This is a genomic window from Lacrimispora indolis DSM 755, assembly GCF_000526995.1.
Lineage (GTDB): Bacteria > Bacillota > Clostridia > Lachnospirales > Lachnospiraceae > Lacrimispora > Lacrimispora indolis.
Window position 1 is genome coordinate 6,331,551 of record NZ_AZUI01000001.1, and the last position, 25,474, is coordinate 6,357,024.

General features: G+C 44.6%; 26 protein-coding genes. All 26 read right to left on the reverse strand.

Going from position 1 to position 25,474, the window contains the following annotated elements; all coding sequences use genetic code 11:
- Window positions 1-156: 156 nt before the first annotated feature.
- On the reverse strand, window positions 157-1,605 hold the full coding sequence (locus K401_RS0130630; protein ID WP_024296542.1) for a glycoside hydrolase family 1 protein: 1,449 nt from the start codon (window positions 1,603-1,605) through the stop codon (window positions 157-159).
- A gap of 28 nt (window positions 1,606-1,633) precedes the next feature.
- Window positions 1,634-3,073, reverse strand: a complete 1,440-nt coding sequence (locus K401_RS0130635) for a glycoside hydrolase family 1 protein (RefSeq protein ID WP_024296543.1) — start codon at window positions 3,071-3,073, stop codon at window positions 1,634-1,636.
- On the reverse strand, window positions 3,066-3,434 hold the full coding sequence (locus K401_RS0130640) for a PTS sugar transporter subunit IIA (protein WP_024296544.1): 369 nt from the start codon (window positions 3,432-3,434) through the stop codon (window positions 3,066-3,068). The genes K401_RS0130635 and K401_RS0130640 overlap by 8 nt, the downstream gene beginning before the upstream one ends.
- 19 nt (window positions 3,435-3,453) lie before the next feature.
- The gene (locus K401_RS0130645) at window positions 3,454-4,689 is read right to left on the reverse strand and encodes a PTS transporter subunit EIIC (RefSeq protein WP_024296545.1); all 1,236 of its coding nucleotides are present in this window, start codon (window positions 4,687-4,689) and stop codon (window positions 3,454-3,456) included.
- A 23-nt stretch (window positions 4,690-4,712) separates the two neighbouring features.
- Window positions 4,713-5,030 (reverse strand): PTS sugar transporter subunit IIB, encoded by a 318-nt coding sequence (locus tag K401_RS0130650; protein WP_024296546.1) that lies wholly within the window; start codon window positions 5,028-5,030, stop codon window positions 4,713-4,715.
- Window positions 5,031-5,173: 143 nt separating this feature from the next.
- A complete protein-coding gene (locus tag K401_RS0130655) occupies window positions 5,174-7,081 on the reverse strand; it encodes a BglG family transcription antiterminator (protein WP_024296547.1) in 1,908 nt (635 codons plus the stop codon).
- A gap of 42 nt (window positions 7,082-7,123) precedes the next feature.
- Window positions 7,124-7,381 (reverse strand): HPr family phosphocarrier protein, encoded by a 258-nt coding sequence (locus K401_RS0130660; RefSeq protein ID WP_024296548.1) that lies wholly within the window; start codon window positions 7,379-7,381, stop codon window positions 7,124-7,126.
- A gap of 411 nt (window positions 7,382-7,792) precedes the next feature.
- Complete coding sequence (locus K401_RS0130665; RefSeq protein ID WP_024296549.1) at window positions 7,793-7,975, reverse strand: hypothetical protein; 183 nt, start codon at window positions 7,973-7,975, stop codon at window positions 7,793-7,795.
- Between the two features lie 14 nt (window positions 7,976-7,989).
- Window positions 7,990-9,402 carry a glycoside hydrolase family 1 protein gene (locus K401_RS0130670; RefSeq protein WP_027352243.1) on the reverse strand — a complete coding sequence of 471 codons (1,413 nt, stop codon included), beginning with the start codon at window positions 9,400-9,402 and terminating at the stop codon, window positions 7,990-7,992.
- Window positions 9,403-9,425: 23 nt separating this feature from the next.
- Window positions 9,426-9,935 carry a PTS sugar transporter subunit IIA gene (locus K401_RS0130675; RefSeq protein WP_029701112.1) on the reverse strand — a complete coding sequence of 170 codons (510 nt, stop codon included), beginning with the start codon at window positions 9,933-9,935 and terminating at the stop codon, window positions 9,426-9,428.
- Window positions 9,936-9,946: 11 nt separating this feature from the next.
- Window positions 9,947-11,335: a PTS transporter subunit EIIC gene (locus tag K401_RS0130680; RefSeq protein WP_034620032.1), complete on the reverse strand. Its 1,389-nt coding sequence runs from the start codon at window positions 11,333-11,335 to the stop codon at window positions 9,947-9,949.
- Window positions 11,336-11,400: 65 nt separating this feature from the next.
- Complete coding sequence (locus K401_RS0130685; protein WP_024296553.1) at window positions 11,401-12,240, reverse strand: PRD domain-containing protein; 840 nt, start codon at window positions 12,238-12,240, stop codon at window positions 11,401-11,403.
- Window positions 12,241-12,404: 164 nt separating this feature from the next.
- The gene (locus tag K401_RS0130690; protein WP_024296554.1) at window positions 12,405-12,668 is read right to left on the reverse strand and encodes an HPr family phosphocarrier protein; all 264 of its coding nucleotides are present in this window, start codon (window positions 12,666-12,668) and stop codon (window positions 12,405-12,407) included.
- A gap of 89 nt (window positions 12,669-12,757) precedes the next feature.
- The gene (locus K401_RS0130695) at window positions 12,758-13,246 is read right to left on the reverse strand and encodes a GNAT family N-acetyltransferase (RefSeq protein ID WP_024296555.1); all 489 of its coding nucleotides are present in this window, start codon (window positions 13,244-13,246) and stop codon (window positions 12,758-12,760) included.
- 452 nt (window positions 13,247-13,698) lie between these two features.
- Window positions 13,699-14,445: a MurR/RpiR family transcriptional regulator gene (locus tag K401_RS0130705; RefSeq protein WP_051464111.1), complete on the reverse strand. Its 747-nt coding sequence runs from the start codon at window positions 14,443-14,445 to the stop codon at window positions 13,699-13,701.
- A gap of 187 nt (window positions 14,446-14,632) precedes the next feature.
- Window positions 14,633-16,015, reverse strand: a complete 1,383-nt coding sequence (locus tag K401_RS0130710; protein ID WP_024296558.1) for a 6-phospho-beta-glucosidase — start codon at window positions 16,013-16,015, stop codon at window positions 14,633-14,635.
- Window positions 16,016-16,147: 132 nt separating this feature from the next.
- Window positions 16,148-16,825: an RpiB/LacA/LacB family sugar-phosphate isomerase gene (locus K401_RS0130715; protein WP_024296559.1), complete on the reverse strand. Its 678-nt coding sequence runs from the start codon at window positions 16,823-16,825 to the stop codon at window positions 16,148-16,150.
- Window positions 16,826-16,857: 32 nt separating this feature from the next.
- Window positions 16,858-17,853 (reverse strand): aldo/keto reductase, encoded by a 996-nt coding sequence (locus tag K401_RS0130720; protein WP_024296560.1) that lies wholly within the window; start codon window positions 17,851-17,853, stop codon window positions 16,858-16,860.
- A 22-nt stretch (window positions 17,854-17,875) separates the two neighbouring features.
- Window positions 17,876-18,325, reverse strand: coding sequence for a PTS sugar transporter subunit IIA (locus K401_RS0130725; protein WP_024296561.1), 450 nt, complete (start codon window positions 18,323-18,325; stop codon window positions 17,876-17,878).
- A 13-nt stretch (window positions 18,326-18,338) separates the two neighbouring features.
- A complete protein-coding gene (locus tag K401_RS0130730) occupies window positions 18,339-20,300 on the reverse strand; it encodes a BglG family transcription antiterminator (RefSeq protein ID WP_024296562.1) in 1,962 nt (653 codons plus the stop codon).
- A gap of 24 nt (window positions 20,301-20,324) precedes the next feature.
- Window positions 20,325-21,209: a class II fructose-bisphosphate aldolase gene (locus K401_RS0130735; protein ID WP_024296563.1), complete on the reverse strand. Its 885-nt coding sequence runs from the start codon at window positions 21,207-21,209 to the stop codon at window positions 20,325-20,327.
- Window positions 21,210-21,324: 115 nt separating this feature from the next.
- Window positions 21,325-22,431 (reverse strand): PTS fructose transporter subunit IIC, encoded by a 1,107-nt coding sequence (locus K401_RS0130740; protein WP_024296564.1) that lies wholly within the window; start codon window positions 22,429-22,431, stop codon window positions 21,325-21,327.
- A gap of 45 nt (window positions 22,432-22,476) precedes the next feature.
- Window positions 22,477-22,785: a PTS fructose transporter subunit IIB gene (locus tag K401_RS0130745; RefSeq protein WP_024296565.1), complete on the reverse strand. Its 309-nt coding sequence runs from the start codon at window positions 22,783-22,785 to the stop codon at window positions 22,477-22,479.
- A 221-nt stretch (window positions 22,786-23,006) separates the two neighbouring features.
- Window positions 23,007-23,933: an AEC family transporter gene (locus K401_RS0130750; protein WP_024296566.1), complete on the reverse strand. Its 927-nt coding sequence runs from the start codon at window positions 23,931-23,933 to the stop codon at window positions 23,007-23,009.
- Between the two features lie 64 nt (window positions 23,934-23,997).
- The gene (locus K401_RS0130755) at window positions 23,998-24,696 is read right to left on the reverse strand and encodes a histidine phosphatase family protein (protein WP_024296567.1); all 699 of its coding nucleotides are present in this window, start codon (window positions 24,694-24,696) and stop codon (window positions 23,998-24,000) included.
- Window positions 24,697-24,796: 100 nt separating this feature from the next.
- Entirely contained in the window at window positions 24,797-25,363 is a 567-nt protein-coding gene (locus tag K401_RS0130760; RefSeq protein WP_024296568.1) for a TetR/AcrR family transcriptional regulator, read from the reverse strand.
- Between the last annotated feature and the right edge of the window lie 111 nt (window positions 25,364-25,474).

Sequence of the window (25,474 nt, forward strand, 5' to 3'; positions counted from 1 at the left end):
ATGGTGTGTCAATTATTTTTTCGTTAAGATTTAACTCATTGCTGGAGAATCATCCAGTATTACCCTGCGGCCGAAAACTATGGGAGCAGCACAAAAATACCGGTGAAAATGCTCTCTTTTTCAAGAGCATTCCACCGGCATTCCATGAAATTATCCTTAATCTAAATCTTCCCCATTGGAAGCAATTACCTTTTTGTACCAGTAAAATGAATCCTTTCTGCTTCTGGCCTTTGATCCCCTTCCTTCGTCATCCTGGTCAACGTAAATAAATCCATACCGCTTGCTCATTTCCGCTGTTGAGGAGCTTACAAGATCAATGGGCCCCCATGCACAGTAGGCAAAAATATCGGCCCCATCCCTGATGCATTCCTTCATCTGCGATATGTGCTTCCGGTAGTAATCAATCCGGTAATCATCATGTATTTCTCCGTTTTCCTCCAACGTATCAATGGCCCCGAAGCCATTCTCAGCTATCATCATGGGTACCTGGTATCTGTCCCAATACTGGGACAGGCAGTTATAAAATCCCAGGGGATCCATCCGCCACTCCCAGGGCGTAGGCTTTAGGTTGGGATTTTGTATCACATCCCTTGGATTCATTCCGCAGCAGTCCCCGTCAATGACCTTTGATGAGTAATAAGAGATCGCCAGAAAGTCCTGCCTGTTCTTTCTGATCACTTCTTCATCTCCTGCCTCCGTCTTGATGTTCCAGCCGTTTTCTTCAAAGAAACGGACCGCATAAGCCGGATATTCCCCCCGAAGCTGTACATCCGTATAAAAATACTGCATCCGGTTGCGTTTCATGGTCAGAACCACATCCTCCGGCTTACAGGAATTGGGATAACAGGTGCAGTCTGCCACCATGGTTCCGATCTGCATGTCAGGATTTAATTTCTTTCCGTATTCGTATACAAGGGCATTTGCCACAAACTGATGATGCACGGCCTGAAACTTGGCCTCCTCCAAATCCCCGGCATAATCATCCAACAGCCCGATAGAGCCCCAGGAGCAGTATTGCAGCAGATTGATCTGGTTAAAAACGATCCAGTATTTCACTTTATCCTTAAATCTGTCCAGGACTGCGGACGCATACCGGACGAAAAAGCCGATCAGCTCCCGGTTCACAAATCCTCCGTATTCCAGGACAAGGTGAAGGGGCATGTCATAATGAGAAATGGTGATGATGGGCTCCATCCCGTTTTTCCGGATCTCATGGATCAACCGGTCATAAAAGGCCAGGCCCTCTTCATTAGGTTCTTTTTCATCTCCCTTTGGAAAAATACGTGACCAGGATATGGAGGTCCGGAAAGTGCCAAACCCCATTTCTGCCAGCAATGCCAGGTCTTCCTTGTAGGTATGGTAAAAATCTATTCCATACCGTTTTGGGTAATAGTTTTTATCATCCTCCATATAGCCGAGTATTTCACTGCGGGTCCCGCCCCCTTCTTTTGACACGTTGGAACGGTCTAAGTTCTTTGAGTACATGTGGACATCGGAAGTGGATAAGCCTCTCCCATCCACATCATAGGCCCCTTCCACCTGGCACGCCGCTACCGCACCGCCCCATAAAAAATCATTGGGAAAGGTGTTTTTTGTCTTTTCCATAAGCGCCTCCTTTATCAGACATTGGGAATCATTCAAGGTCTTCTCCCTTTGATTCAATCAGCTTTTTATACCAGAAAAAGGAATCCTTCCTGATCCTTGTACATTCCTTTGGATCATCGTCGGTACGGTCAACGTACACAAATCCGTACCGTTTCTTCACGCCGTTGCTGGTGGATAACAGATCAATGGCAGACCATGGGCAGTAAGCCAGAACTTTAGCGCCAAAATCCATGGATTTTTTTATAGATCTCACGTGGTCTCTTAAGTAGTTGATCCTGTAAGAATCATGGACCTTGCCATCCTCTGTGAGAGTATCGTAAGCTCCCAGGCCGTTTTCAGTGATCATCAAGGGCTTATTGTAACGCATGGAAATGTCCCGCAGCAAATATTCCAGGCCTGTGGGATCAATTGCCCAATCCCAGTCCGTGGTGTCCAGCATGGGATTGGGGCACATCTGGAAAAATCCCGGCTGGTGTTCATGACCGTCCATGGCTCCCTTTACGCCGGTCCAGTTTACCCCTGCAAACCGAAGTTCTTCCTCCTTAAGGCACGCCTTGGCGCACTCACTGGAATAGTAATTCAGGGCCAGGAAATCGGAATACCCTTCCTTGATCAGTTCCATGTCCCCAGGCTCTATGTCAGGGGCAAGTCCCTTTGATTCAAGATAGATCATGGCGGATTCTGTATAAATCCCTTTAAAGTAAATGTCAAGATAATATCCGTTATGTAAATCGTGAGCGTTCTGGGCGGCCATCACATCCTCCGGCTTGCTGGTCAGGGGATAAACAGGCGCATAACCGATAGCCGCTCCCACCAGCCCTCCCGGCACCTTTTCGTGAACCAGCCTGCAGGCAATAGCATGAGCCAGATTCATGTGATGATTGATCTGGTATCTCAGCTGATGGTTAGACTGCAGTTCCCTGGGAATAAAACATTTCTGGGTCCAAAACTGGACGATAATGCTTTGCTCGTTAATCGTTGTCCAGTATTTTACTTTGTCCTTAAATTCTTCGATAATATAGGCCGCATAATACTCAAAATCCTTAACCACTTCCCTGCTCAGCCAGCCATGATACTTTTCAACAAGGGCCCAGGGCAGGTCATAATGATAAAGGGTCACAATAGGCTCGATGCCGTGAATCAGCAATTCATCGATTAAATCCCTGTAAAACTGTATCCCTTCTTCATTTACTTCTCCTGTGCCGTCAGGAAACACCCTGCTCCAGGCAATGGAAAAACGGTAAGCCGTAAATCCCATCTCCTTCATTAATGCAACGTCTTCTTTAAAATGATGATAATGGTCGCTTGCGATCTCCGCAGTTGCAAAGCCTCTTTTTTCATAATTATCTTTATTGATGATATCCTGCTGGGATGCCTTTTTTCCATGGGATAGCGCGGCTCCCTCCACCTGGTAGGCGGAGGTGGAAGCGCCCCAAAGAAAGTCATCCGGAAAACCCTTTTTAAGCATAATGATCTCCTACTCCTAAACAGTCTGTATGAATCTTTTTTAATACCACTTCAAACAAATCAATCAGCTTTTCCGACAGCAAAACCTCGGAATTGATGGTCATCAGCGTATCCTGGGCATGAGCAAAAAGAAGGCATGGCTGATATGTTTTTCCCCTCGTCTCATTTTGTATCACCTCTGTCTGGGATACATGTGCCAATCGGATACACTCTCTTGCTTCCACCATCTTCTCTTTTGCTTCCGTAAAATTTTCTTCCTTGATGCAGTCAAGCGCACGTTCTACAGCCGTTCTGGCATCGCCTGCATGTAAAATGATCTGCATGGCAACTCCTACCAGCTCATTTTCCATAATATCTTCCATAAATATAAATACTTCCTTCCTAGATATTCACTTCTTCCTTTATGCACTGCCCTTCATATGCCTTAAAAAACGGCATCCAGGTAATATAATATACAGCAAACAAAATCACATAAAATATAATTGCCCTGAAATCCTGAGTGATCATCACAGTGGAAACAGGAGCCGGAACCTGGCCTACCTGAATCATCTTTCCCGGAATATTCAGCCAGCCAAACTTCATGGCAGCATAAATGATTGTTGGGCCTGTAAAAGAATTGATCCACATGGGCAGCATCAGCAGAGGATTAAATGCAATGGGCGTGCCGTATATCACCGGCTCATTGATATTGAAAATGCTGGGGGCAATGCAAACCTTTCCCAGGGTCCTCATCTTTTTTGATTTGGAACGCAGCATCTGCACCACCAGGGGCAGGGTGGCTCCCATTCCGCCCATGGTAACCAGTGCGGCAGTAAAAACTGTTTCGCTGGTGACGATATTGGTTGCAATCCCTCCGGCAGCAATCGCGGCAATGTTGGCGTTGATGCCTGCCATAAAAACTGGAGTGGATATGGCGCCGAATGCCCATGACGAAACTCCGCAGGAATATAAGATCGCAGGAGTGAGACACATAAAGATCATGCCCGGATAAGACTGTCCAAAGGAAGCAATGGGCTTAAATACCGCATTGACAGCGGATACAATATCCACTCCGCCACCCTCCACCACGATCATGATCACCAGCAGGATAAGGAAAATAGGAATGATGCTGTTGATCCAGTTTGCCAAAAAGCTTGGAATGGTCGTACTGTCTTCCAGGAAACCAAACCGCGTCCATAAATTAAATACAAATGCAACAAAAAGTCCTATTACAATTGCCACCATGATCCCGCTGGGACCAAACACCCCGAAATTCACGTTCATAAAGGAATTTTCATCAAAGGTCGGCTTTAAGCACATAATAAAGGCGGAAAAGCCCAGCAGGCCTGCCGGAACCTGGAATTTATTCCTTTTCTTCAGCTCCATCAGATTATAGGGGATCAAAAAAGAAATGAAGATCCCTATGAACATAAAGGAATAGCTGGCAATGGGAAATATATCCGGAAGGCCGGGGATATAATCCTTAAATACATTGTAGAAAAACACCAGCGACCCCACCAGTATAAATGGAAGCACCCTCATCATTGCCTGGGATACGGCTGCCACCCACGGGTTTTCCACCAATTTGTTCATTGCCGGCGCAAAGGAATCAATCAGCCACTTCATAAATTTTTTCATACTTCCTTCTCCTATTCTTGTCATTACTTTTTAAGATACCCGATGATGTAATCCAACAACCCTTCACCGTCCAGGGTCCCATAAATATCCTTTGGGATCACCATGACTTCCGTTCCATATTCCGAACATAATTCCTTATACGTATCATACCTTGATCCGTAATGCGGCCCAATGCAAAGAATGTCTGCCCCTTCCTTTACTACGGACATTACATTGCTTTCCGCATGGGCAGCTACCGTAACATTCATTTTCCTCTTTTTGCTGGCTTTCTTTACTGCGTTGGCAAGAAAACCGCTTGACATGCCGGCACCGCAGCACAATATAATCCTTAGGTCGCCCATTGTTTCTTCCTCCTTTCTTCCTGCAAAATGTGAACCCCTCTGCATCTCACTTACAAGAATAATTATGATTAAAAAAAAGAGAAAAATCAAATTACGTTTTGCACCCTGCCATGCAATCCGTCACTGATTTTTCTCTCCCCTTCTCAGCCGATGATCGATTTTAATGTGCTTTCAAATTCCTCATAGGATCTACACTCCCGAAACAGCTCGATATTGGTTTCCTCAGAAAAAATTATAACTAATGACTCATATAATTCCTTAAATACATGATTATCCAGTTTATTAATAGCGATCATTAAGACTACATATACAATCTGGTTTTCCCACCGTATGCCTTTGCCGGAAATCATTACGGAAGCACAGGTCTTATAGGCATTCATCTCAACGGAATGAGGAATGGCGATCTTTCCAAATGCGGTGCAGGCAGCTCTTTCCCTCATCAGCACATGTTCCCTGTAATCTCTCCGCACGTATTCCTTTTCGTATAAATTACCCACCAATATATCGATTACCTCCATTTTGTCCAATGGCCTATTGGATACAAAAAACAATTCCTTTTCAAAGTAATCGTTAAAATGCCTTGTCAGCATCTTGTTTTTCTTATTATTCAGAGAATTTTCTATTTTTTCCTGTATTTCCAGCTTGTCCCCTGAGGTCATAAACGGAGATATGACGGCGGTTTCACAGGCCGCAGGCACTTTTATCCTTACAGTGGAAATGAGCAGGTCATAATTCAATTCTTCCAGCTGGTGGGAATCCCTCACCGATGCAACGATGTTGATGTCATTGCTGAAATTGATCAAAAGCTCATTGTACAGCCTGGATTCTATGTTCATATAGCTTGGGCAAAGCAGAACCACCCGTACCTTTGGATTGTTATTTTTCTGCCTTTCTATCTCGCCTCCTATGTGCAGAGCTATAAATGCCACTTCATCCTGGCTGATGTATATTTTATGCTTTTTTTCCAGCTGTAAGGATACGTATAAAGCCATATCAAACAATATCAAGTGCTGGGACTGGATGGATTCCAGCATGGGATTTTTTATGTTGGTACTGTTTTTTGCTCTCAGCATAAGGTTTTTTAAGTGGAGGGCAAAGGGAATGATGAAGTTTTCCGTATCCAGATTAACGGCATAAGCCTGCTGGATTAAATAGACCAGCTCCTTTGTTTCCTCCATAATCTCATTTCCCACAAGGGCCCGTACCTCAGGCATGCCCCCGGTAACAACAAAATTTGTGCTGGATTTGAATAAAACGTAGATTTCACGCCTTTCTTCTTCATTAATGGTAATGGAGAACTGCTGCTCCAGCTTTTTACACAGTTCTGCAACGCACTCATTTTCCGAATCCTGATCCTGGATCTCCCTTACCATTGAGGGAATGGTCTTCCCTTCCTGGATCCTCTCTATGATGATGACCAGGTGAAGCAGCATATTCCTCAGGGCCAGATCATTGATGTAATAATCGTTCTTTGAAAATATCTGTTTTATGGCTGGAAGCATGGAATCAATATCAATGTTCTTAAAATTACTTTTTAAAATCTGTAAATCCACGTAGTGGTTATCCACTTCTTCATAAAGAATGTAGCTGAACAGCTTCCTGATATTTTTTTCCGGCCCTTGAAGCTTGATCTGATCTCTCTCAATTGCAAACACAATATTAAAGCTTTTAAACCGCATGTTCATCTTTTTAATATCAGCCTTCAGCGTGGAGTCACTGACGTATAATTCATCCGCCATGTGATAAAGATCCAGACTGTTGGTATGCTGAAGGAAAAAAGCTTTGATCACATAGGTGGACCTTTCTTCATATGTCTGAGGGATGACGATATTCTCCTGGGCCAGCAGGCTTTTTGCCACCGGAACATTTAAGGTGTATCCGTTTTTGTTGGAAATAATGGCTTTCCCTTTTCCTGTTTCATTTATCTGGGAAATATAAGTCTTTACGGAACGCATGGAAATGTTTAAAACATCGGCTAACTGCTGGGATGTCAATACCCTGGCCTTGTTTTCCATCATATAGTTAATCAGTTCTATCTGCTTGCTCTGCATATGATCACCCCGTTTAAGAACACTGCAACCTATTTTCCTCTGTTATAGACTTTGCCGGCAAAATTCTTGAAGCTTATCTGCCGCCGCTTCTTCATCTTCCCCCTCAACGACGAATCTCACTTTTTCCGAGCACTTCACCCCTAATGACATAATGGACAACAGCTTTTTAGCATCTGCCCTGTCCTCGTTCCTGTAAATCAAAACCGTGCTTTTAAAGCCGGATGCTTCCTTGACTAAAAGGCTTGCAGGCCTTGCATGAATGCCTACGGTTTCTTTTATGACATATTCAAATTCTTTCATATGATTTCTCCCTCGCTCCTTGTAAATGGTAAGCCTTTTCAGTAAGTTTCCAAATTCTTTTCCCTTATCAGGCCTGGAATTATTATAATGGCAGTTAAAATCCATTACAAATATATATTTGCACTCACCGCGTGCAAATTTTATAAATATTCCATCCCATCCATTAAGTATATCAGAAAAATCATATCTTAACGGCACTTACGCAGAAAAACCATGGAAGCAGCCGCATTTATCTTCGGTTACTCACATGGTTTTTCTCTAAGCTTATTAAAAACTCAATCGGATATTCGCAATCCGCTTCGCTACATGCTCAGGGCGTGCCCCGCTTTATCGGGCATAACCGAATAGCAGCTGTCGCTTGATTCGGTTAAACTTGTATAATTGAATCCACATCTCTTACCTTTGTCTGTTTCATTCACTTACAATATGGATCGGTCCCCTGCAAGTGTATCCAAACGAATCTGAATCATTTCTTATGTCTTTTTTCATGGCTGACACATAAGCTTTTAAAAATTCGAGACGGTAATCATCCTCAGCAATGCCATCCTCTGATTCATCAACCGTTTTCTGTTGGGAAGATCCCTTGGTTTTCATTTTATCCTCCTGCTTTACAGCTCTTTTCCGTTGGTCTTTATGACATTGCTGTAAAAATGATAAGATTTTTTCTTTATGCGTTTTCCTGTGCCGTTCCCGTCATCATCCAAATCCACGTAGATGATTCCGTAACGCTTGGACATCTGGCCCGTACCGTTGCTCACAATGTCGATGGGGCCCCACATGGTATATCCAAACAAGTCCACTCCGTGCTGAATGGCTGTTTTCATTGCCTTCATATGCTTTTCCAGGTAATCGATCCGGTAATCATCCGTTATGGATCCGTCTTCATCCACTTCATCGATAGCCCCCAGCCCGTTTTCCGCCACAAATAAGGGCAGCTGATACCTGTCATATAACTCCTGCAAAGCAAGCCGCAGGCCATCCGGGTCAACAGACCAGCCCCAGCCGGTTTTCCGCAGATAGGGATTGACCACCCCTTCCAGGGAATTGGTATTGATCACCTCCGCAGGCTCCATGGATTCCGCCGAAATCACCCGGGAACGGTAATAGCTGAATGAAATGAAATCAATGGGATAAGATTTGATAATATCCTCGTCCCCTTCCTCCATTACAATATTCAGGTTGTTTTCCTCAAAGAACTTCCAGATATAGCTTGGGTAATACCCCCTTGCCTGGACATCTGAGAAGAAGAATTCCTTGCGTTTTTCTTCCTCCGCAGCGATCACATCGGCCGGATTGCAGGTATAAGGATACACTGTTTTATATGCGATCATGGCGCCGACCAAGGCATTGGTATCTGTCTCATGTATGAATTTTGTAGCCAGGGCGCTTGCCACAAACTGATGGTGCGCCGCCTGATACATTTCCTGAAGCAGTTGATCAGAGTCCGGGTAAATGGCTGCAGCATCCCAGCAAATGGGCTTTACCGCCGCATTCCCTATTTCATTAAAGGTCAGCCAGTAACTGACCAGGCCCTTGAACTCAGTAACAATGGTTCTGACGAATTTCATGTATAAATCTATGTACACCCGGTTAGCCCAGCTTCCATATTTATCCCGCATTGCCAAAGGTGTCTCATAGTGGGAAATGGTGATCATCACCTTCATTCCCAGCCTGCGGCACTCTTCAAACATGCTGCGGTAGAATTTGATGCCAGCCTCATTGGGCGTCTCCTCTTCTCCTGTGGGGTAAATCCGTGTCCAGTTGATGGAGGTACGGAAAATATTAAAATTGGCATCAGCCATTAATTTTAAATCCTCCTTATAGGTATGATAAAAATCAATCCCCTTATGGGTTGGGTAATAATCTGCATCACGGCGGATGCCTCCAAAGAAACCGCGGTCCTTAATATCAGCTGTGGACATTTGTTTTCCGTCTTCCAGATAAGCTCCTTCCAACTGATTGGCAGCCACTGCGCCTCCCCATAAAAAGCCGTCTTTGAATCCTGTTTCCGGTTTTTTCAAAATCGTTTCCTCCTCTTCAAATTTCATTGCATCGTTTCTTTGATCTCATATCTTCCAATCACTGATTTTCCTTTTTTTACACTGCCATTTGCTTCATAAGTGAAGTCATATCCGTTCTCATTGACCACGATCATCATGACAATGGGATTACAGCCGCTTTTTTCAATGACATCAATGTCCACATCAACAATTTTTTCACCGGCCCTGACCTTTGTATTTACTTCCTTGAAATACTTATATCCCTTGCCCTTTAAATTCACAGTATCTATTCCCATATGGACAAGCAATTCGATCCCATCCTCTGTGACCAGTCCAAATGCATGTTTTGTAGGAAATATCATGGTGATCTCCCCATCCACCGGGGCAACGATGGATGGGCGGTCAGGGGTAATAGCGACCCCATTTCCCATAGACAGGCTGGAAAATGCCTCATCAGGGGTTTCAGATAAATAACACATGGTTCCAGTGGCAAAGGCCACCATGGTATGTTCCTGTTTTTCCTGTGTACCAAACCATTTGCTGAAAATACTCATATTCTGGTCACCTACTGCGCAATCGCTGAATCATCAAATCCCATGACTACAGTTGCCGCAACAGACACCGCAAACGTCACTCCAATGGCAATGATGATCGCCAGCATGGTGTCCATAAAAATCGGAATGGCCAAAATACTGGAATAGCCTAAGGTATACGCTTTTGCTCCCATAATTCCTGCCGCAGCTCCACCTGCAAGCCCGCCGGCAACCACTGCATAAAGGGGCTTTTTAAGCCTTAAGTTGATTCCGTAAATTGCCGGTTCGGAAACGCCTGAAACAATAGCGCCAATTGCCGCTGAAATTGCTTCCGAGCGGAGCTTCTTATTCTTTGTGCGGATGGCGACTCCCGTGCAGGCACCGCCTTCTGCAATATTATGTAAGATCCATGCAGGCCTGAAGAAGTTATCGTAACCGGTATTAGCCAGCAGCTCGGTCATAGGCGCTACAAACAGCATATTCATGCCGCCCATAACGATAAACGGCCATACTGCTGCCAATAACCCGATGGCAACACCTCCTGTCACATCGTAAATCCCTACAAAAATACTTACAATATAATTACCTGCAATGGTTCCAAGAGGAGCCAGAACAACCATAACAATGGGCATTGCAGCCGCCAGGGTAAAAAGAGGAGCAAATACGGACCGCAAAACCCCAGGTATCACTTTATAGAAGAATTTTTCCAAACGGGCGGCCAGCAGCGCAGATAAAATTGCCGGAAGCAGAGTATTGGAATAGCTTACCAGGGTAACGGGTAGGCCAAAGATGGTCACCGCCTGATCCCCGCCGATCAACTGGACAAAATTAGGGTAAAGCAGCATCAATGCCATGGCCATGGCAAAGGCCGGGTTAGACTTAAGGGTACGGGAAGCACCGTAGGCGATAAAGACCGGCATAAAGTAAAACGGCACATTGGACATAAAATTAAACATCATATATGTGGTATTTCCAGTCACATCAGGCCAGAAGTATGCACTTAAGCCCAACGCAACCTTCAGCATACCGGCTCCGTACAGCACCGTAATAAAGGGTGTTAATGTGGCTGATAAAAACTGAATGACCTTTCCCAGATAATAGCCAAAGCCTGATGTTTTTCCGGGTGCCACATCTTCCTTATGGTACTCTTCTACCTCATCGTCCGTTTCCAGTCCATATTCTTTTACTACATATTCAAATACCGGAAATAAATTAGGGCCTAAAACAATCTGATATTGTCCGGAACCAAATACTACCCCCAGGACCCCATCAATTTTTTTAATTTCCTCGGTATCTGCCTTTTCCACATCCTTTAAAATAAACCGAAGCCTTGTAACACAATGGGTCACACTATGAACATTATCCTTTTCACCTATAAGCTTCATAATAGAATCTGATAATTCTTTCACATTCACTGCCATAAGTTTCCTCCTAAATATTATTTATAATGTAAACCGTACTGCGCACATACGATTCCTTATCCCTTTTATTTTTTCAATAATCTCCGGATATGGATGAATAAATAAAGCTTATCGTCATCACCCATTTGATATTTATATTTATTCAGAATGTACATTTCAATATTTTGAACGATTTCGTGGATCGCCGGAAACTCCACCTCAAACCTTTGAAGCATGGAATTGTTTTCATGGCTTAGCTCCTGGGAATTTAAAAGCACCTTTCTCATGAAGAACTTCAAATGAATGATGAACCGGGAGTAATCGAAGGACTCCTCATCCGGTTCAATGTGGAGGCTTTCCGTAACAATATTTGCCAGATCCCTCACCCCATACATGATTTCAAGAGTCTTTTGGCCTCTCTGATTGCTTGCGTTGATGATATGAAATGCGATGGTGCTGGCTTCCTCATAATCCAGTTGAATCTTATATTTTTCATTGATCATATCCACCAATTCACGGCCAATCTTATATTCCTCCTGGTAAAACCTTTTGATTTCTTCGCTTGCTATGCTGGGAAACAGCATGCCTTCTTCATACCTTACCAGAAGATAATGGATGTGGTCGGCCAGACTGACCGCCAAATTTTCATTTAATTTACGGTCAAGAGATATTTCCGCATGCTCCACCAATTTCATGGTAAGCTCGATCCTGTCAAAAGGGATCTCCTCCAATATGGTTACCAGCTTATTTTTCACCTGATTATTTATCTGAGCAAAAATCTTTATGATTTCATCGTCGGATAGGCATTCACGGACCTTATGGCGGAACCCGATCCCATTCCCCACAGCAATGTACTCCTGCGTTTTGTTGTCCACCACAAACACAACATTATTATTAAGTATTTTTACAATTTTCCAACAGCCCATAATTCCCTCCAAACGCAATAAAAAAAGGCAAAATCCTTCTTCCAGAAAGATTTTGCCCAATTTTTCATTTACGAAATATGGTAACAAGTCTTGATATTTGGATTATAGCATACCCTTTTGGATTATGCAAATCTTTTCTTTTGATTTCGCATTTTTTTACCGGATCAAAGAGAAAGGCTATGAAAGAAAAAATCCTTCAACCGGTCATATGCCATGTCTTCGTCTTTGCCGGTAATCTCCACCCTTATGATATCACCGAATTTGATGTTCAGTCCCATAATTGCCACCACATCGGAAGCGTCAGCAGTTTTCCCATTAAGAGAAATAATAATCTTAGAGTCATACTTTTGGCTCTCCATTGCCAGCATTACTGCCGGTCTTGCATGGATCCCAAACTGTTCCTTTACTCCATAATCAAATGTTTTCATCGTCCCTCCCTGCACCCCTTTGCATTTCCTGTAAATAACCTTGGCGGACCATTGATACCTTCAATATTATTATGTATGCCAAAAAGAATTTATAAAGTTATATAATGGGGAATAATATCTTCAAATTCTCCGTTTTTCATCTGAAACCCCTTTGGAATTACTCCTAATTGCGTAAAGCCCAACTTTTTATATAAAGCCAAAGCAGAGACATTGCTGCTCACTACTGCATTGAATTGTAAAATTTTAAATCCTAAATCTTTTCCTTTGTCCATGGAATGGCATACCAGACGCTCACCGATGCGATGCCCTCTCATACTGCTTTTGACAGCATAACTTGCATTGCAGATATGACCGCATCGTCCAATATTATTAGGGTGTAAGATATATAACCCCACGATATGATTGCTGTCATCAAAGGCTGCACCTGTAAAAGATTGTTGTCTGAAAAATTCTTTTCCTGTCTCTTGGTTTAAAATCTCTGTTTGAGGAAACGCAATTCCCTGCTCAACGATATCATTCCATATTTCTATTGATTGAGTGATATCTTTATCGCAGAATTCTCTTATTTCTATCTTCATCAGTCTTTTCCTCCCTCATATGAATTTTTATTGATTGAATTAATCTTAAAAACATTTTATCATATCTGTATGCAAAAGTCATTTCTTTACTGCTGTCTAAGCGGTATATTATCTCAAAGCTTTGTTAAATATCTGACAATGCAATAGTCCAAGGAATAAACAAATTCATCAACCTTGTATTCATGGCAACCCTCTCCTGTCTTCATCCTATCATCCGGGTAATTGAAACTCCATATGGAAAACTTCTCTAATGAATTGGGAAGTTTTCTCACAGGGATATAATTGCAGATCCCATACATGAAAATACCCTGCAGGCAAAACACAGCTTCTTTTTCTGTGCTTCAACTGCAGGGTACGATTTTCCACTCCATTCCGAAGGGCTGTTTTATTGATTTAATTATCTTCTTATATGTCTCGTCTTCAACTACATATCTTAATGCCTGACTCTCTTTTCATCCCTGTTTTCTCTGCACCGTCAGCTTAGCCAAAGCCTCTACAATATAAACTGCCGGTATCTGGGAGGTTATATCCACCTTCATCTTCTTATAGTCCGTCCGTTCCCACTGGATATAATAAGATATATTGTGATCAGAAATTCTGGCCAATGTGCTGTTTTTACTGTTGGTAATGGATACGACCGTACTGTTGCATTGCTTAATAATCTCTGAATTCTCAATGAGAATGTCTGTTTCCCCCTCCACAGAAAGAATAATAATAATGCTTTCTTTTGGAAATTCCAGATTAATGGGAAACATAGGATTATTGATTCCTGTGGCAAATATGCCCATATTGCAGAAATACCTGCCTGCATACTCGGCAATGATTCCTGAATTGCCTATTCCGAGAAAAATAATCTGCTTTTTTTCTGCTATAATATCGGCAACAAATTTAAGCTGTTCATGAAAGGATTCCGTCCCGATTCTTTGGAAAAAGTCTGAAATGGAACTGAAATCAAATCCCTGCCGGACCTTCTTTGTGCTCTCCTGCTCCATTTTAAACCGGATCTTAAACTCGGAAAAGCCATTGCAGTTTACTTTCCTGCAGAACCGGGTAATGGTCGTGGTGGAAACATGGGCCTCATTGGCAAACTCCCGAATGGTCATATAAGGAATCTTCTCACTGTTCTTTAATATGAAATTATAAACCTCATAATCAAGTTCACTAAACTGGTTTAATACCTGATTAGAAAACATCATCATAATCTGCTACCGCCTTTTGTATTCATTGATAAAAGTTACAGGGTGTTTTTTTCATTTTAACATAAAAGGACTGTATTTTCAATGAACAGGAATTCCATATCCATCAAAAGGAGTCATTGCAGCCAACGTTCCTATCAGCGTGCAATGACTCCTTTTATAACAGGAAGCAGTAGAAATAAACAGATACTTAACTGTTCTCAGCTTCCAGACGATCAATGATATCTTTAAACTGCGGTAAATGCTCCTTATGGGCGATCAGCAATTCATCCAACACTGTCTTTGCAATTTTACCGCTGGGAACCAGAGGATTTATGGTAAATGCCTGCTGAGCCATACCGTAATCACCGGTTACCGCGGCTTTAATGGTTGTCAGTTCCATGTCTTTCATTAACTGCAGCAAACCTCTGCTGGAAGGCTCAAAGGAACCCCAGGAAATCGGAACCGGACCGCCTGAAGTAATGATACTGCTCACTTCCACCACTACATCATCGGGCAGATCCGAAATAGCTCCATTATTTCTGGTGCTGACCACCATATGGGTGCGCTTGTCATTGTAAATGGAATTAATCAACTCACAGGCCGCGTCAGAATAGAACGCTCCGCCCCGTTTTTCTAACTGAGGCGGTTTGATGCTCAGATTGGGATCTTTATACAATTCAAACAATTCGGCTTCGGTACGTTTTACCAGTTCGGCACGGGTCTCTCCTTTTGCATAGGCTTCCAATTCTTCCTTCAGCATATCATCTGTAATATAATAATACCGATGGTACATGCAGGGAATAATTCCAAGATTACAAATCTGTTCCGGTAAAAATGAGATGTTTGGAATATTCTGTACTCCCGAATTTGCGCTGGTAAAGCTTTTCAGTGCGTTTTTCATATTCTCAACGCTGGTGTAAGCCTTTTCAAGTACCTCGCCGGTCTTTTCCTCGCCGGTTTTGTCCCATACCCTGTGCCAGTGAAAATGATTCAGACCGCCAAATCGGAAAAATAAATCCTCCTCGTTTTCTCTTAAAGCTCCTGCTGCAATCTTTCTGCAAAGAATAGGAACATTACATAAACCTACCACCTTGTCCCAATTGCCATAACGCATAACAGCTTCTGTTACCATGCCGGAAGGATTTGTAAAATTAACAAGCCATGCATTGGGACACAGCTCTTTCATATCATCTACAATATCTAAAATGACCGGAATGGTGCGGAATGCCTTGAACATGCCTCCGGCGCCATTGGTTTCCTGGCCCAGAATTCCATGAGACAACGGAATTCTCTCATCTTTAATGCGCGCATCCAACAGACCTACACGGAACTGAGTGGTAACAAAATCAGCATCTTTTAGAGCCTCACGCCTGTCTAATGTCAAATGGATTTCCCAATCAAGGCCTGCTGCCTCCACCATACGCTTTGCCAGATTTCCGACAATCTCAAGCTTTTCTTTTCCTGCCTCAATATCCACCAGCCAGATTTCTTTAATGGGAAGGTGATCTTTCCTCTTAATGAATCCTTCCATTAATTCGGGAGTGTAGCTGGAACCTCCTCCAATGGTTACAATTTTAATTTTTTTATTCATATGCAGCCCTCCTTTTTGTAAAAATTATAATACAAAAAGGAGGGTAAGAAAACAGAGTCAGCCCATTCAGTAACACAGCAAACCCTTTAGGTACATGTTTCTAAGAAAAGACACCCTGTATCTTTCGGAGAATTACTTTTCTCCTGCAGCCACCTGATCCACAAACGCCTTGATTTCCGCATCCTTACATCCTTCATAAAAGCAGTCCAGGAATCTTGGGATCATACATTCCCTTACCAGCTGGGGATCCAAAGCCTTTAATGCCTCCAGAAGCGGCTTTGCCACCTGCTTTTTCACCTCAAAAAGAAGGTTGGCATTCCTGTTCTGAGCCTCTTTTCTGCCCTCCGGGTATCCCATACCCTTTGGCGAGCCAAACGCCTTGGTAAAAATATTGTTTAAGTTTAAATCCGCACCCCAGCCAAAGCCCTTGGCATAGGGAAGGGACAGGGCATTGCCGTTGTTGATCTGTAAAAACAGATAGGCATCCGTAGGCTCTATACAATAGCCGCACACAACCCCTGGATACATATTTAAGGACATCAAAGCCCCCTGCCCGGTGCCGCAGCCGGTAACCACAAAATCAACTGCCCCAGAGTTTAAAAGAAGAGCAGCCTGAATGCCTAAGTGCAAATAGGTGAGCCTTGGGTTCTCCTTTGTATATGCCTCGGGCACATCCTGGTCTGATAAGGGTTTTTCCATGGCCGCGTTATAGACCTGATGGCCCATAGGCTCTGTCACGGTTTTTAACTCCTTTAATATGATTTCGTTTTTAGGCGCCTGACTGAATTCATTTAATAATGCGATTTTCATTTGCTCCATTCCTTTCCGTCTGTTTTCTTTGTCTAAACCTGTTTCTCTATGGCTTTGTCAGCATCTTCTCTCATCCGTAAAAAATCTTCCTGGGACAGAGGAATGTCCATGGATTTTGCCGTATCCTCGATCTGGGACAGCTTCCTTGCGCCGCAGAGCACATTAATATTGGGGGATACCATGGAGTTCCATCTGATGCAGAGATTTGCAAGACTGCATTGGTACTTATCAGTCAAATCCTTCCAGCCTGCCAGCATCTCATTTGCCGTCCTGATGTTCTCCGGCTTCCACCACGTCTTTCCGTCCCGTACCTCACCCTTTTTCGGTATATAATCATCCGGGACTTTCCCTGCCAGAAGTCCCTGTTCAATGGGGGAATAGGTCTGGAGGGTGATCCCGTTTTCCTCACAAAAAGGAAGGAAGCCTGTTTCAGCTTTCCGGTCCAGGATGCTGAGTTTTTCCTGAATGACATCCAGCTGTCCAGCCGCCACATAATCCTTAAGAACGGTCAGATCCACATTGGAAGCACCAATGGCACGGATCTTTCCTTCTTCCTTCATCTTTAAAAGCTCTCCCATGGTCTCTGTCACAGGGACTATGCCATAGGTCTTGCACTGCCAGTGAGTGTAGTATACATCAATGTAGTCGGTTCCCAGAGTTTTTAAGCTCAGTTCCAAATCTCTCCGAATGGCCCTGGGGGATAAGTCTCTGGAAATGGTATGGCCTTCTTTTGTGAAATGCACTTCCCCTCCATCGTCATACCACTGGAGGCCGCATTTGGTGGAAAGGATGACTCGGCTGCGGTCCGTCTGCTTTAACGCCTGCCCGATCACTTCCTCACTGTGCCCAAACCCATAGACCCTGGCAGTATCGATCCAGTTGATCCCAAGCTCCAGGCCTCTTAAAATGGTTTTCACCGACATCTCATCGTCATTGGCTCCCCACCATTCTCCCCCGCCGATTGCCCAGCAGCCCAGTGCAAAGGCATTGGTCCTGATTCCTGATTTCCCTATCTCTCGCATTTCCATGGTCAAACCTCCTTGCCTTTCTTTATGAAAACGCATCCAGTAAATCATCATACGTGGACGCAGCCTGCAGCTTTCTCATGATGGCCTCATTTCCAAGCTTGCCTGCCAGCTCTGCGATCAGGCGCAGATGATCCTTTGCCCCGCCGCTGTCAGAAGGCACGGCAAACAGGAAAAAAAGGTCCACAGGTTCCTCGTCATAGGACTCCCATTCCACCATCTGCTCTGTTCTTCCCACGGCAATTCCTACTTTATCCACAAAATCCGATTTGCCGTGGGGGATGGCCACATGTCCCCCGATTCCAGTGATTCCTTCTTCTTCTCTTAAATACACATCCTTAATATAACCTTCCAGGTCCTCTACATATCCTGCTTTTTTAAGGAGTCCTGCCAGATGGCGGATTACCTCATCCTTATTACATGCCTTCATTTCTAAATCAATGACCCTCTTATCCAGAATCTCTTTTACTGCCATCTTGTTTCTCCCCTTACTTGATAAAATACTGATAGACCTCCAGAGATGATTCCAGCCGTTTCATTGCCTCCATGTTGTCGTCATTCTCTGTAAGCAGCAGAAAATCTTTATAAAACTGCTTTGTCCGTTTTATCTCAAATTTTGATGTCATTTTTATAGCAAGCAGAAATATGGTGTCCACCATATCCTCATGCCACTTGACCGGTTTATCTAAAATAGCCACCACAATGCGGGATTCGTTCACCTCCGCCATGTTTCCATGAGGAATGGCGATCCCCCTGCCTATGCTTGTGGTGGTGGCTCTTTCCCTGTCAAACACGCTTTCCAGATAATTCTGAGTCACATCTCCCTTATCTTCCAGCCTCTTCACCATCATGGTGATCAGCTGGTCTTTATCCTTCACCTGAGGCTTAATCATGATCAAGTCAACCTCAAACAACTGGTGGCATAAGCTGCTGAACTGGAAATCCGGCCTGCTTCTCAGCCTGGAAACCTGGGCCGCCTTCCGGCGTATGACCTCGATCTCCTTTTCACTTATGCGGTCTCCCACTGTAACCACCCTGGAATCCTGTAAATCCAGTCCGGAACCATCGATAATGATATCAGTTTCCGGGTGTAAGGACAATTTAAAATCATGACGGCTGACTGCCTGTACATCGGTGATCTCAGGAATGCGGTACTTGATCATTTCAATGGAAAGCTGACAGGCCGCCATGCCTCTCTGACTCACCAGCAAAGCTGTCAGAGGTCTCCCCTTTTTCCTGCGGATTATGGCGGCCTGGATATAAAGAGCGATCCCGGCAAGCTCATCCTCTGTCACCTGCACGTCATAATACTCCTCAAATAAGCTGCTGGTAGACCAGGCTGCCAAAAAGGTCTGCTTGTATTCACTTTTCACATATTTGCTTATGTTGTCTCCTGTCACTGTGGAATACTTCATCCGGAATATGGCCGACCTCATATGGATCAGCAGGCCTTCATACAGCATCTTGTCCCCGGAAAGGTCTGCATCCAGCACAGAATCAATGGTCTCGATCACCAGCTTTACAAAGCGTTCCAGATTCCTGTCATACTGCATGGCATAATCCTCATCGCTGACATCCGTAAAACTTTTCAGCTTTTTGGCGGAAAGCAGCAGCACTGCCAAAAGGATGGTGTCATCCTCTGACAAGTCCACCTGGTATTCCTTACCGATCCTCTGGTAAATGGACTCAGCAAAGGAATATTCATTGTAACGCTGGATATTTTCCTCCTGCATGCTGCTGGAAAGGAGCCCGTCGCCCAGGCCCCTTCTGGCAACAGACAGGCATGCCATGATCCAGACCATCTTAAAGGAATGGTCGGCCAGCTCGATCCTCCAGGCGTTTTCCGCCTCCACGATCATGCGCCGGATACGGGCCGCATCCACTCCCGGCGCATAGGTGCCATACAGCGCCTCCATGACTTCCGGAAGCATTTCCAGCATATAATCCTTAATCGCGATCCGGAAGCTGTACTCTTTCCCAATGAGACATACCCCTTTGTTTCTTACGGCTGTTATCTTTATATTCCGTTTCTCAAACCAGTCCGATACGTTTTTCAGCAGATTGCTGACGGTGGGAGGGCTTAAATAGAGGCTGTCTGCCAGCTGCTGCAGGGTCAGGACCTCTCCCGGCTTCATTTTGAGGAGCTTTCCCATAAGCTGTTTGTTCCGGTTCTCCAAATCCCCGGCAGGGTCTTCCCCCTGTTCCAGACGGTCTTCCAGAAGCTTTCTCTGCCTGCCGTCAAGCTCCAGCCATATCCCTGTCCCCGGCCTCTTTTCTATTTTCCCAAGCCCTTCCGCCTCCAGCCATTCCTCAAGCTGTTTAATACGGGTCCTCACCGTTTTTTCAGATAGTCCCACATTATCGGCAAGCTGCAGTATGGTATAAGTCTCTCCGTTTATCAGGCACTGCAATATTTTGTTATTATATAATGCGTTCTTATCTTCCTTCAAGTAAACACCCCTATCCTTCAGGAATTATTCATTTCCTGCCTGCTTTGCCTCTCCATATATGTATCTGCCGCTGGAACCGATCACCTTCATGTAGTCTCTAACAAACTGCTTGATCCCGGCTTCCGCAGCCATGCAAAGATGCATATAATCCGTCCCCGGTTTCTCTTCAAGCTCTTTTAACATGGCTGTTTTGCCTGCCTCAAAGGCATCGGTGCACACGTTGATCTTGTTGATGCCCCCGGCCACCGCCTTCTTTAAATTCTCTTCCCCTGAACCGGAGCCGCCGTGAAGCACCAACGGCATATTTAAAGTTTCCTTCAGCTGATGGAGGCGTTCAAAATCCAGTTTCGGGATCTTTCCTTTCGGATAGGCTCCGTGAGCCGTACCGATTGCCACAGCCAGGGCATCGATGCCTGTTTTTTCTACAAAATCCAGGGCAAGCTCAGGATCTGTATACAAATCCGTATCCGAGTCATCCTCATGGTCTGCCTGGCCCACATGGCCCAGCTCCCCTTCCACGGAACAGCCCATGCCATGGGCAAGAGCGGTGATGATTGCCGTGCGCTTTACATTTTCCTCGTAAGGCAGTGAGGAACCGTCGTACATGACATTTGTAAAGCCCCGGTTGATGCAGTCCGTAATGGTGTAAAAATCAGATCCATGGTCAAGATTTAAGGCGACAGGCACATGAACTCTGGATGCCAGCTCCCTTATCACGGGAAGCATTTCTTCCGCATGGGCATGGTTTTTCATCTGCCCCGGTCCAAACTGCACGATGATGGGAGAATGCTCCTCTTCCGCCGCCATAATTCCTGCTCTGGCCATCTCAATGTTGATGCTGTTCATGGCCATAACCCCGTAGTAATTTTTATTTGCATCATCTAGGATGGCTTTCATTGATACTAACATGTTTTTCTCGTCCTTTCCATACTTTTGCCCATGTTTTCCGGGCATCAAGGGATGCCCGCAGGGCGTTCCATACTTTTGCCCATGTTTTCCGGGGCATTCCATATTGTCCGCAGTCTTACTGGATATTAATATCCAGATCAATGTCAAATTCTTCCTCTTCCTTTTCCACCTGCTGGTCCAAAGGCCGTTTAAGGACTGCATAGATAACTCCTGTTACCGCAGAGCCGATGACCAGGGCAATTAAAAACCACAGGGGATTTTTCATCATGGGAACCACGAAGATACCTCCATGTCCTGCCACGGATTCACAGCCCACGCCTACCGCAATGGCTCCGGCCACAGCAGAACCGATCATACTGCTGGGGATCACTCTTGCAGGGTCAGCTGCCGCAAAGGGAAGGACACCTTCCGTAATGAAGCAAAGGCCCATGGGAAGCGCTGTTTTAGCAGTTTCCAGCTCCACTTTTGAAAACTTGTTCTTCTTTAACAATGTAGCAATAAAAATTCCGATGGGAGGAGTCATACCTCCGATGATCTTTGCAGCCATAGGACCATTGATTCCATCAGCTCCCAGGGCATTGGCCGCCATGGAGGCCGTTTTGTTAATAGGGCCGCCCATATCAAATCCCATACAGGCACCGATTACTCCTCCGATTACAGCCCTTGCTCCTCCGTTTAAAGAAATGATCCACTGCTGGAACACGTTCATGATAAATGCCAAAGGGATCGAGAACACACATAGGAAAATCATTCCGCATACAAGAGTCGATACCACGGGTATGAACATAACGGGCATCAATCCTACACACCACTTGGGAAGCTTCCAGGTCTTCATCCAGTTTACAAAGGAGCCGATAATAAAGGCCATCAAAAGTCCGCCGAGAAATCCCGCCTTGGATTGGGACGAGCAGTAACCGATCACAATGCCGGGCACGATTCCGGGCCGGCCTGCAATGGAATAGGCCACTCCTGCCGTCATCACCGCCACCGCAAAATCCATTGCGATAGATCCCAGCTTATTGATGCCCCACCAAAAGCCAATCCAGGAAAAGGGATTTAAATTGGAAAACGGCGTTGCCCCTGCTTCTATGGCGCTTCCGATATCATATCCGCCAAACCCTTTTGCCAGTGCGCTTAAAATACCTCCGCATACAACAATGGGAATCATATAGGAAATTCCCGTCATAACATGTTTTTTAATATCAAGTTTTTGCTTTGCCATTGTATTCCCCTCTTTTTCCATATTCTTTGCTTTGTTTCGCTTCAGCTACTTCCCCATCTTTTCGTGGATCTTTGAGATCACTCCTTTTGGGGATTTCATTACCATGCTGATCGGAATCTCCACTACCGGCTTCCCTGTAAAACGTTCTTTGTTCACCCGGATATCTGCGGAAATCAGGATCACGTCCGCTTCTTTGATTTCCTGGGGCGTCAGCTCATTCTCCACCCCAATGGAGCCCTGGGTTTCCACTTTAATATGATCCCCCAGTTCCTTTGCTGCATTTTCCAGCTTTTCCTTGGCAATGTACGTATGGGCGATCCCTGCCGTACATGCCGTGATAGCTAAAATCTTCATACACTTCCTCCTTGCTTAGTTTTTATGTTATATTAACTTTACCACGTCCATAAGATCCAGGGTAAATGAAAAGCGGCACAATGATACGGTAAATTTTTGTTTGTTGCCGGAGTAGATGATACAAAAACGCCCTGCAGGTTTAAAAAATCTGCAGGGCGTTTTCCCCTTTTATCAATGATACACGATACCAATGGATTTACAGGTTCCCACCTCTTCCTTATTTATAAAACCATTCCTCCAACCAGCATGACGGCAGGTATGGTAACCAGTGATAAAACCGTTGTCACTGCCAATAATTTTGAGGCATACTGGCTGTTCTTGTTATACTGCAGGGCAAACATGGCTCCCGTAGCTGCGCTGGGACAGGCGGAGGCAACTAAAATGGTGATTGCAATGGCATGATCCACCCTGACTGCCAAAAGAAGCAGCAGGGTCATGAGAGGGATCACAAGGAGTTTTGCTGCGCTGATCATATAGGTCCTGGGACTTTTTAAACAGGAAAGCAGTTCACTTTCCGCCAGATTCATACCGGAAACCAGCATTGCCACCGGCGTGTTCATGGCCCCGATCATTGACAATGGATTTCCTACTACCTCCGGCAAACGAATTCCCTTTACAAAAAAGAGAATCCCTGCTCCGATCGCCACGGTGGATGGATTGATGAAATTTTTTATGGTTGACATGAGCTTTCCATCCCTGCCCTTCATGAGCATGATTCCATGGGACCAGATCAGGATATTGAATACGGTTATATAAGCTGTCATAAAAAACACGCCTTTTATTCCCAGCAGCCCGCTGATAATGGGAATGCCCACAAAACCGCAGTTAGAATAGACCATGGAAATTCTTTCCACCGCCATTTCCGGGTTTTCCCTGGCTTTTATCAGAATCCCGGAAAGGAGAATCGCCAGAAAAAAGCTGGCTCCCGATACCCCCACCGTGACCATCAGGCCTATTAACAGATCCCTGTCAAATTCCATCTGATAGGACATGACGATCATACAGGGAGTGATCACATTTAACAGGATTGAGGACATTTTCTTACTTGTTCCCGTATCGGCAATTCCTGATTTTAATGCGGCAGCTCCAATCAGCATGATAATGAACATTTCTACAATTTTATTAACCGTAATATGTGCCAAATCCATTCTTTCTATGTCTGCCCGGCGTCCGGCAATCTCCTATTATAATTTTAATCAGAATGCCGGCGGTCTATCTGGGGAAAAAGCCGGAATTTGAGGTTGGCTCGCCTTTTGCGTATAAATGAGCCGTATCCCCTGCTCCTTTACACCGGAAATAAGCCTCTCCTTCCACCCTCTCTTCTGTTTCCAGTGTGGTGACTGAGGAAGGTGCCAGAAAAAAGCCCTGCCACAAAAGTGGGGCCGGGATGCCTAAAAGATGGGACAGCATAACGCAGATAACGCCAAAATGGCAGAACAGGACGATGGTATCGTCGCTTCCGGGAACGGCCCGGTACATTCTGCCCTCTCTCTGATAGCCGTATTTCCTTAAAATTTCATCAAGGCCGGCTGCTACTTTATTATATTCCTCTTTGACTGGTCCTGTTTTCATTTTTTCATTTTCAAACCATAAGTCCCTGTGGTAAAGCTCATCCCGGTTGGTCCAGTATCCGGGCATAAAGTCCCAGGGTATTCTCTTGGTTTCACCTGCCCCATCCTCCACAGGCGCATGAAACTCCCTGAGCCAGGGCAGTATCTCTGCCTCTGCACCTGATGCCTGTAAGGTGGCCTTTGCAGTATCCTTTGCTCTTCCAAGAGGGGAGCAGTAAAATGCGGAAACCGGCAGCTTACTGATCCTTTGGGATAGAAAATCTGCCTCTTTCCAGCCTTTTTCCGTGAGGGAATCAATGGAATAGTCCGGTTCCCCGTGCCTGATCAGAATCAATTTCATACTTATCCTCTTTTCTCCGCTGAATATGTTTTTTTAATCATAGCATTTATTAGAAATAAAAACAATAAAACCTCAATCAAATGGCCGTCTGTTACAAGGACTAAGAAATAACGGGCAAGATAACCGCCATAAAATAATCTGCCAGTTCTTCCGGAGTTTGGGCCAGGCGGTTCTTGATCCACCACTGTACCATGCCCACGAAGGAACTGGAAATATGATTTACAAGAAATTCATGGGGTACTTTTTTGCCGAATAAGGGTGTATCCCCCAACAGCCGCGCCGCCATCATCTCATTGAGATACTGCCTGAAAAAACCCAAAAATAATTCACCGCTTTCGCAGGTGAGGATGCCAATAATGTTTCTCTTATTATCAAGCAGATGATAGAGAATATGGGTGATCATTGCGGAAGGATTGCCTGTTTTCATTGAAAAATCATGGGTGCTCTCCGCACTTAAAGAGTCTGAAAAAACATGGGAAAACAAATCCGCGCACATTTCTTTTAATAAGTCATCCTTTGTTTCAAAGTGGGCATAAAATGTGGTCCTGCCCACGTTGGCCTCATCAATGATATCCTGAACCGTGATCTTTGAATAACTCTTTGCGGAAAGCAGCGTACCAAACGCCTCAAATATCGCAGTCCTTGTTTTCTGCTGCCGTCTGTCCATAAAAACCTCCTCCGAACAAATCTATAAGAACTGTTCCGTAACAAACATTCCATGGAAATTATCCATTGATGCCGGACACGGTCCTATTTATAATAATACCAAACAAAGTGT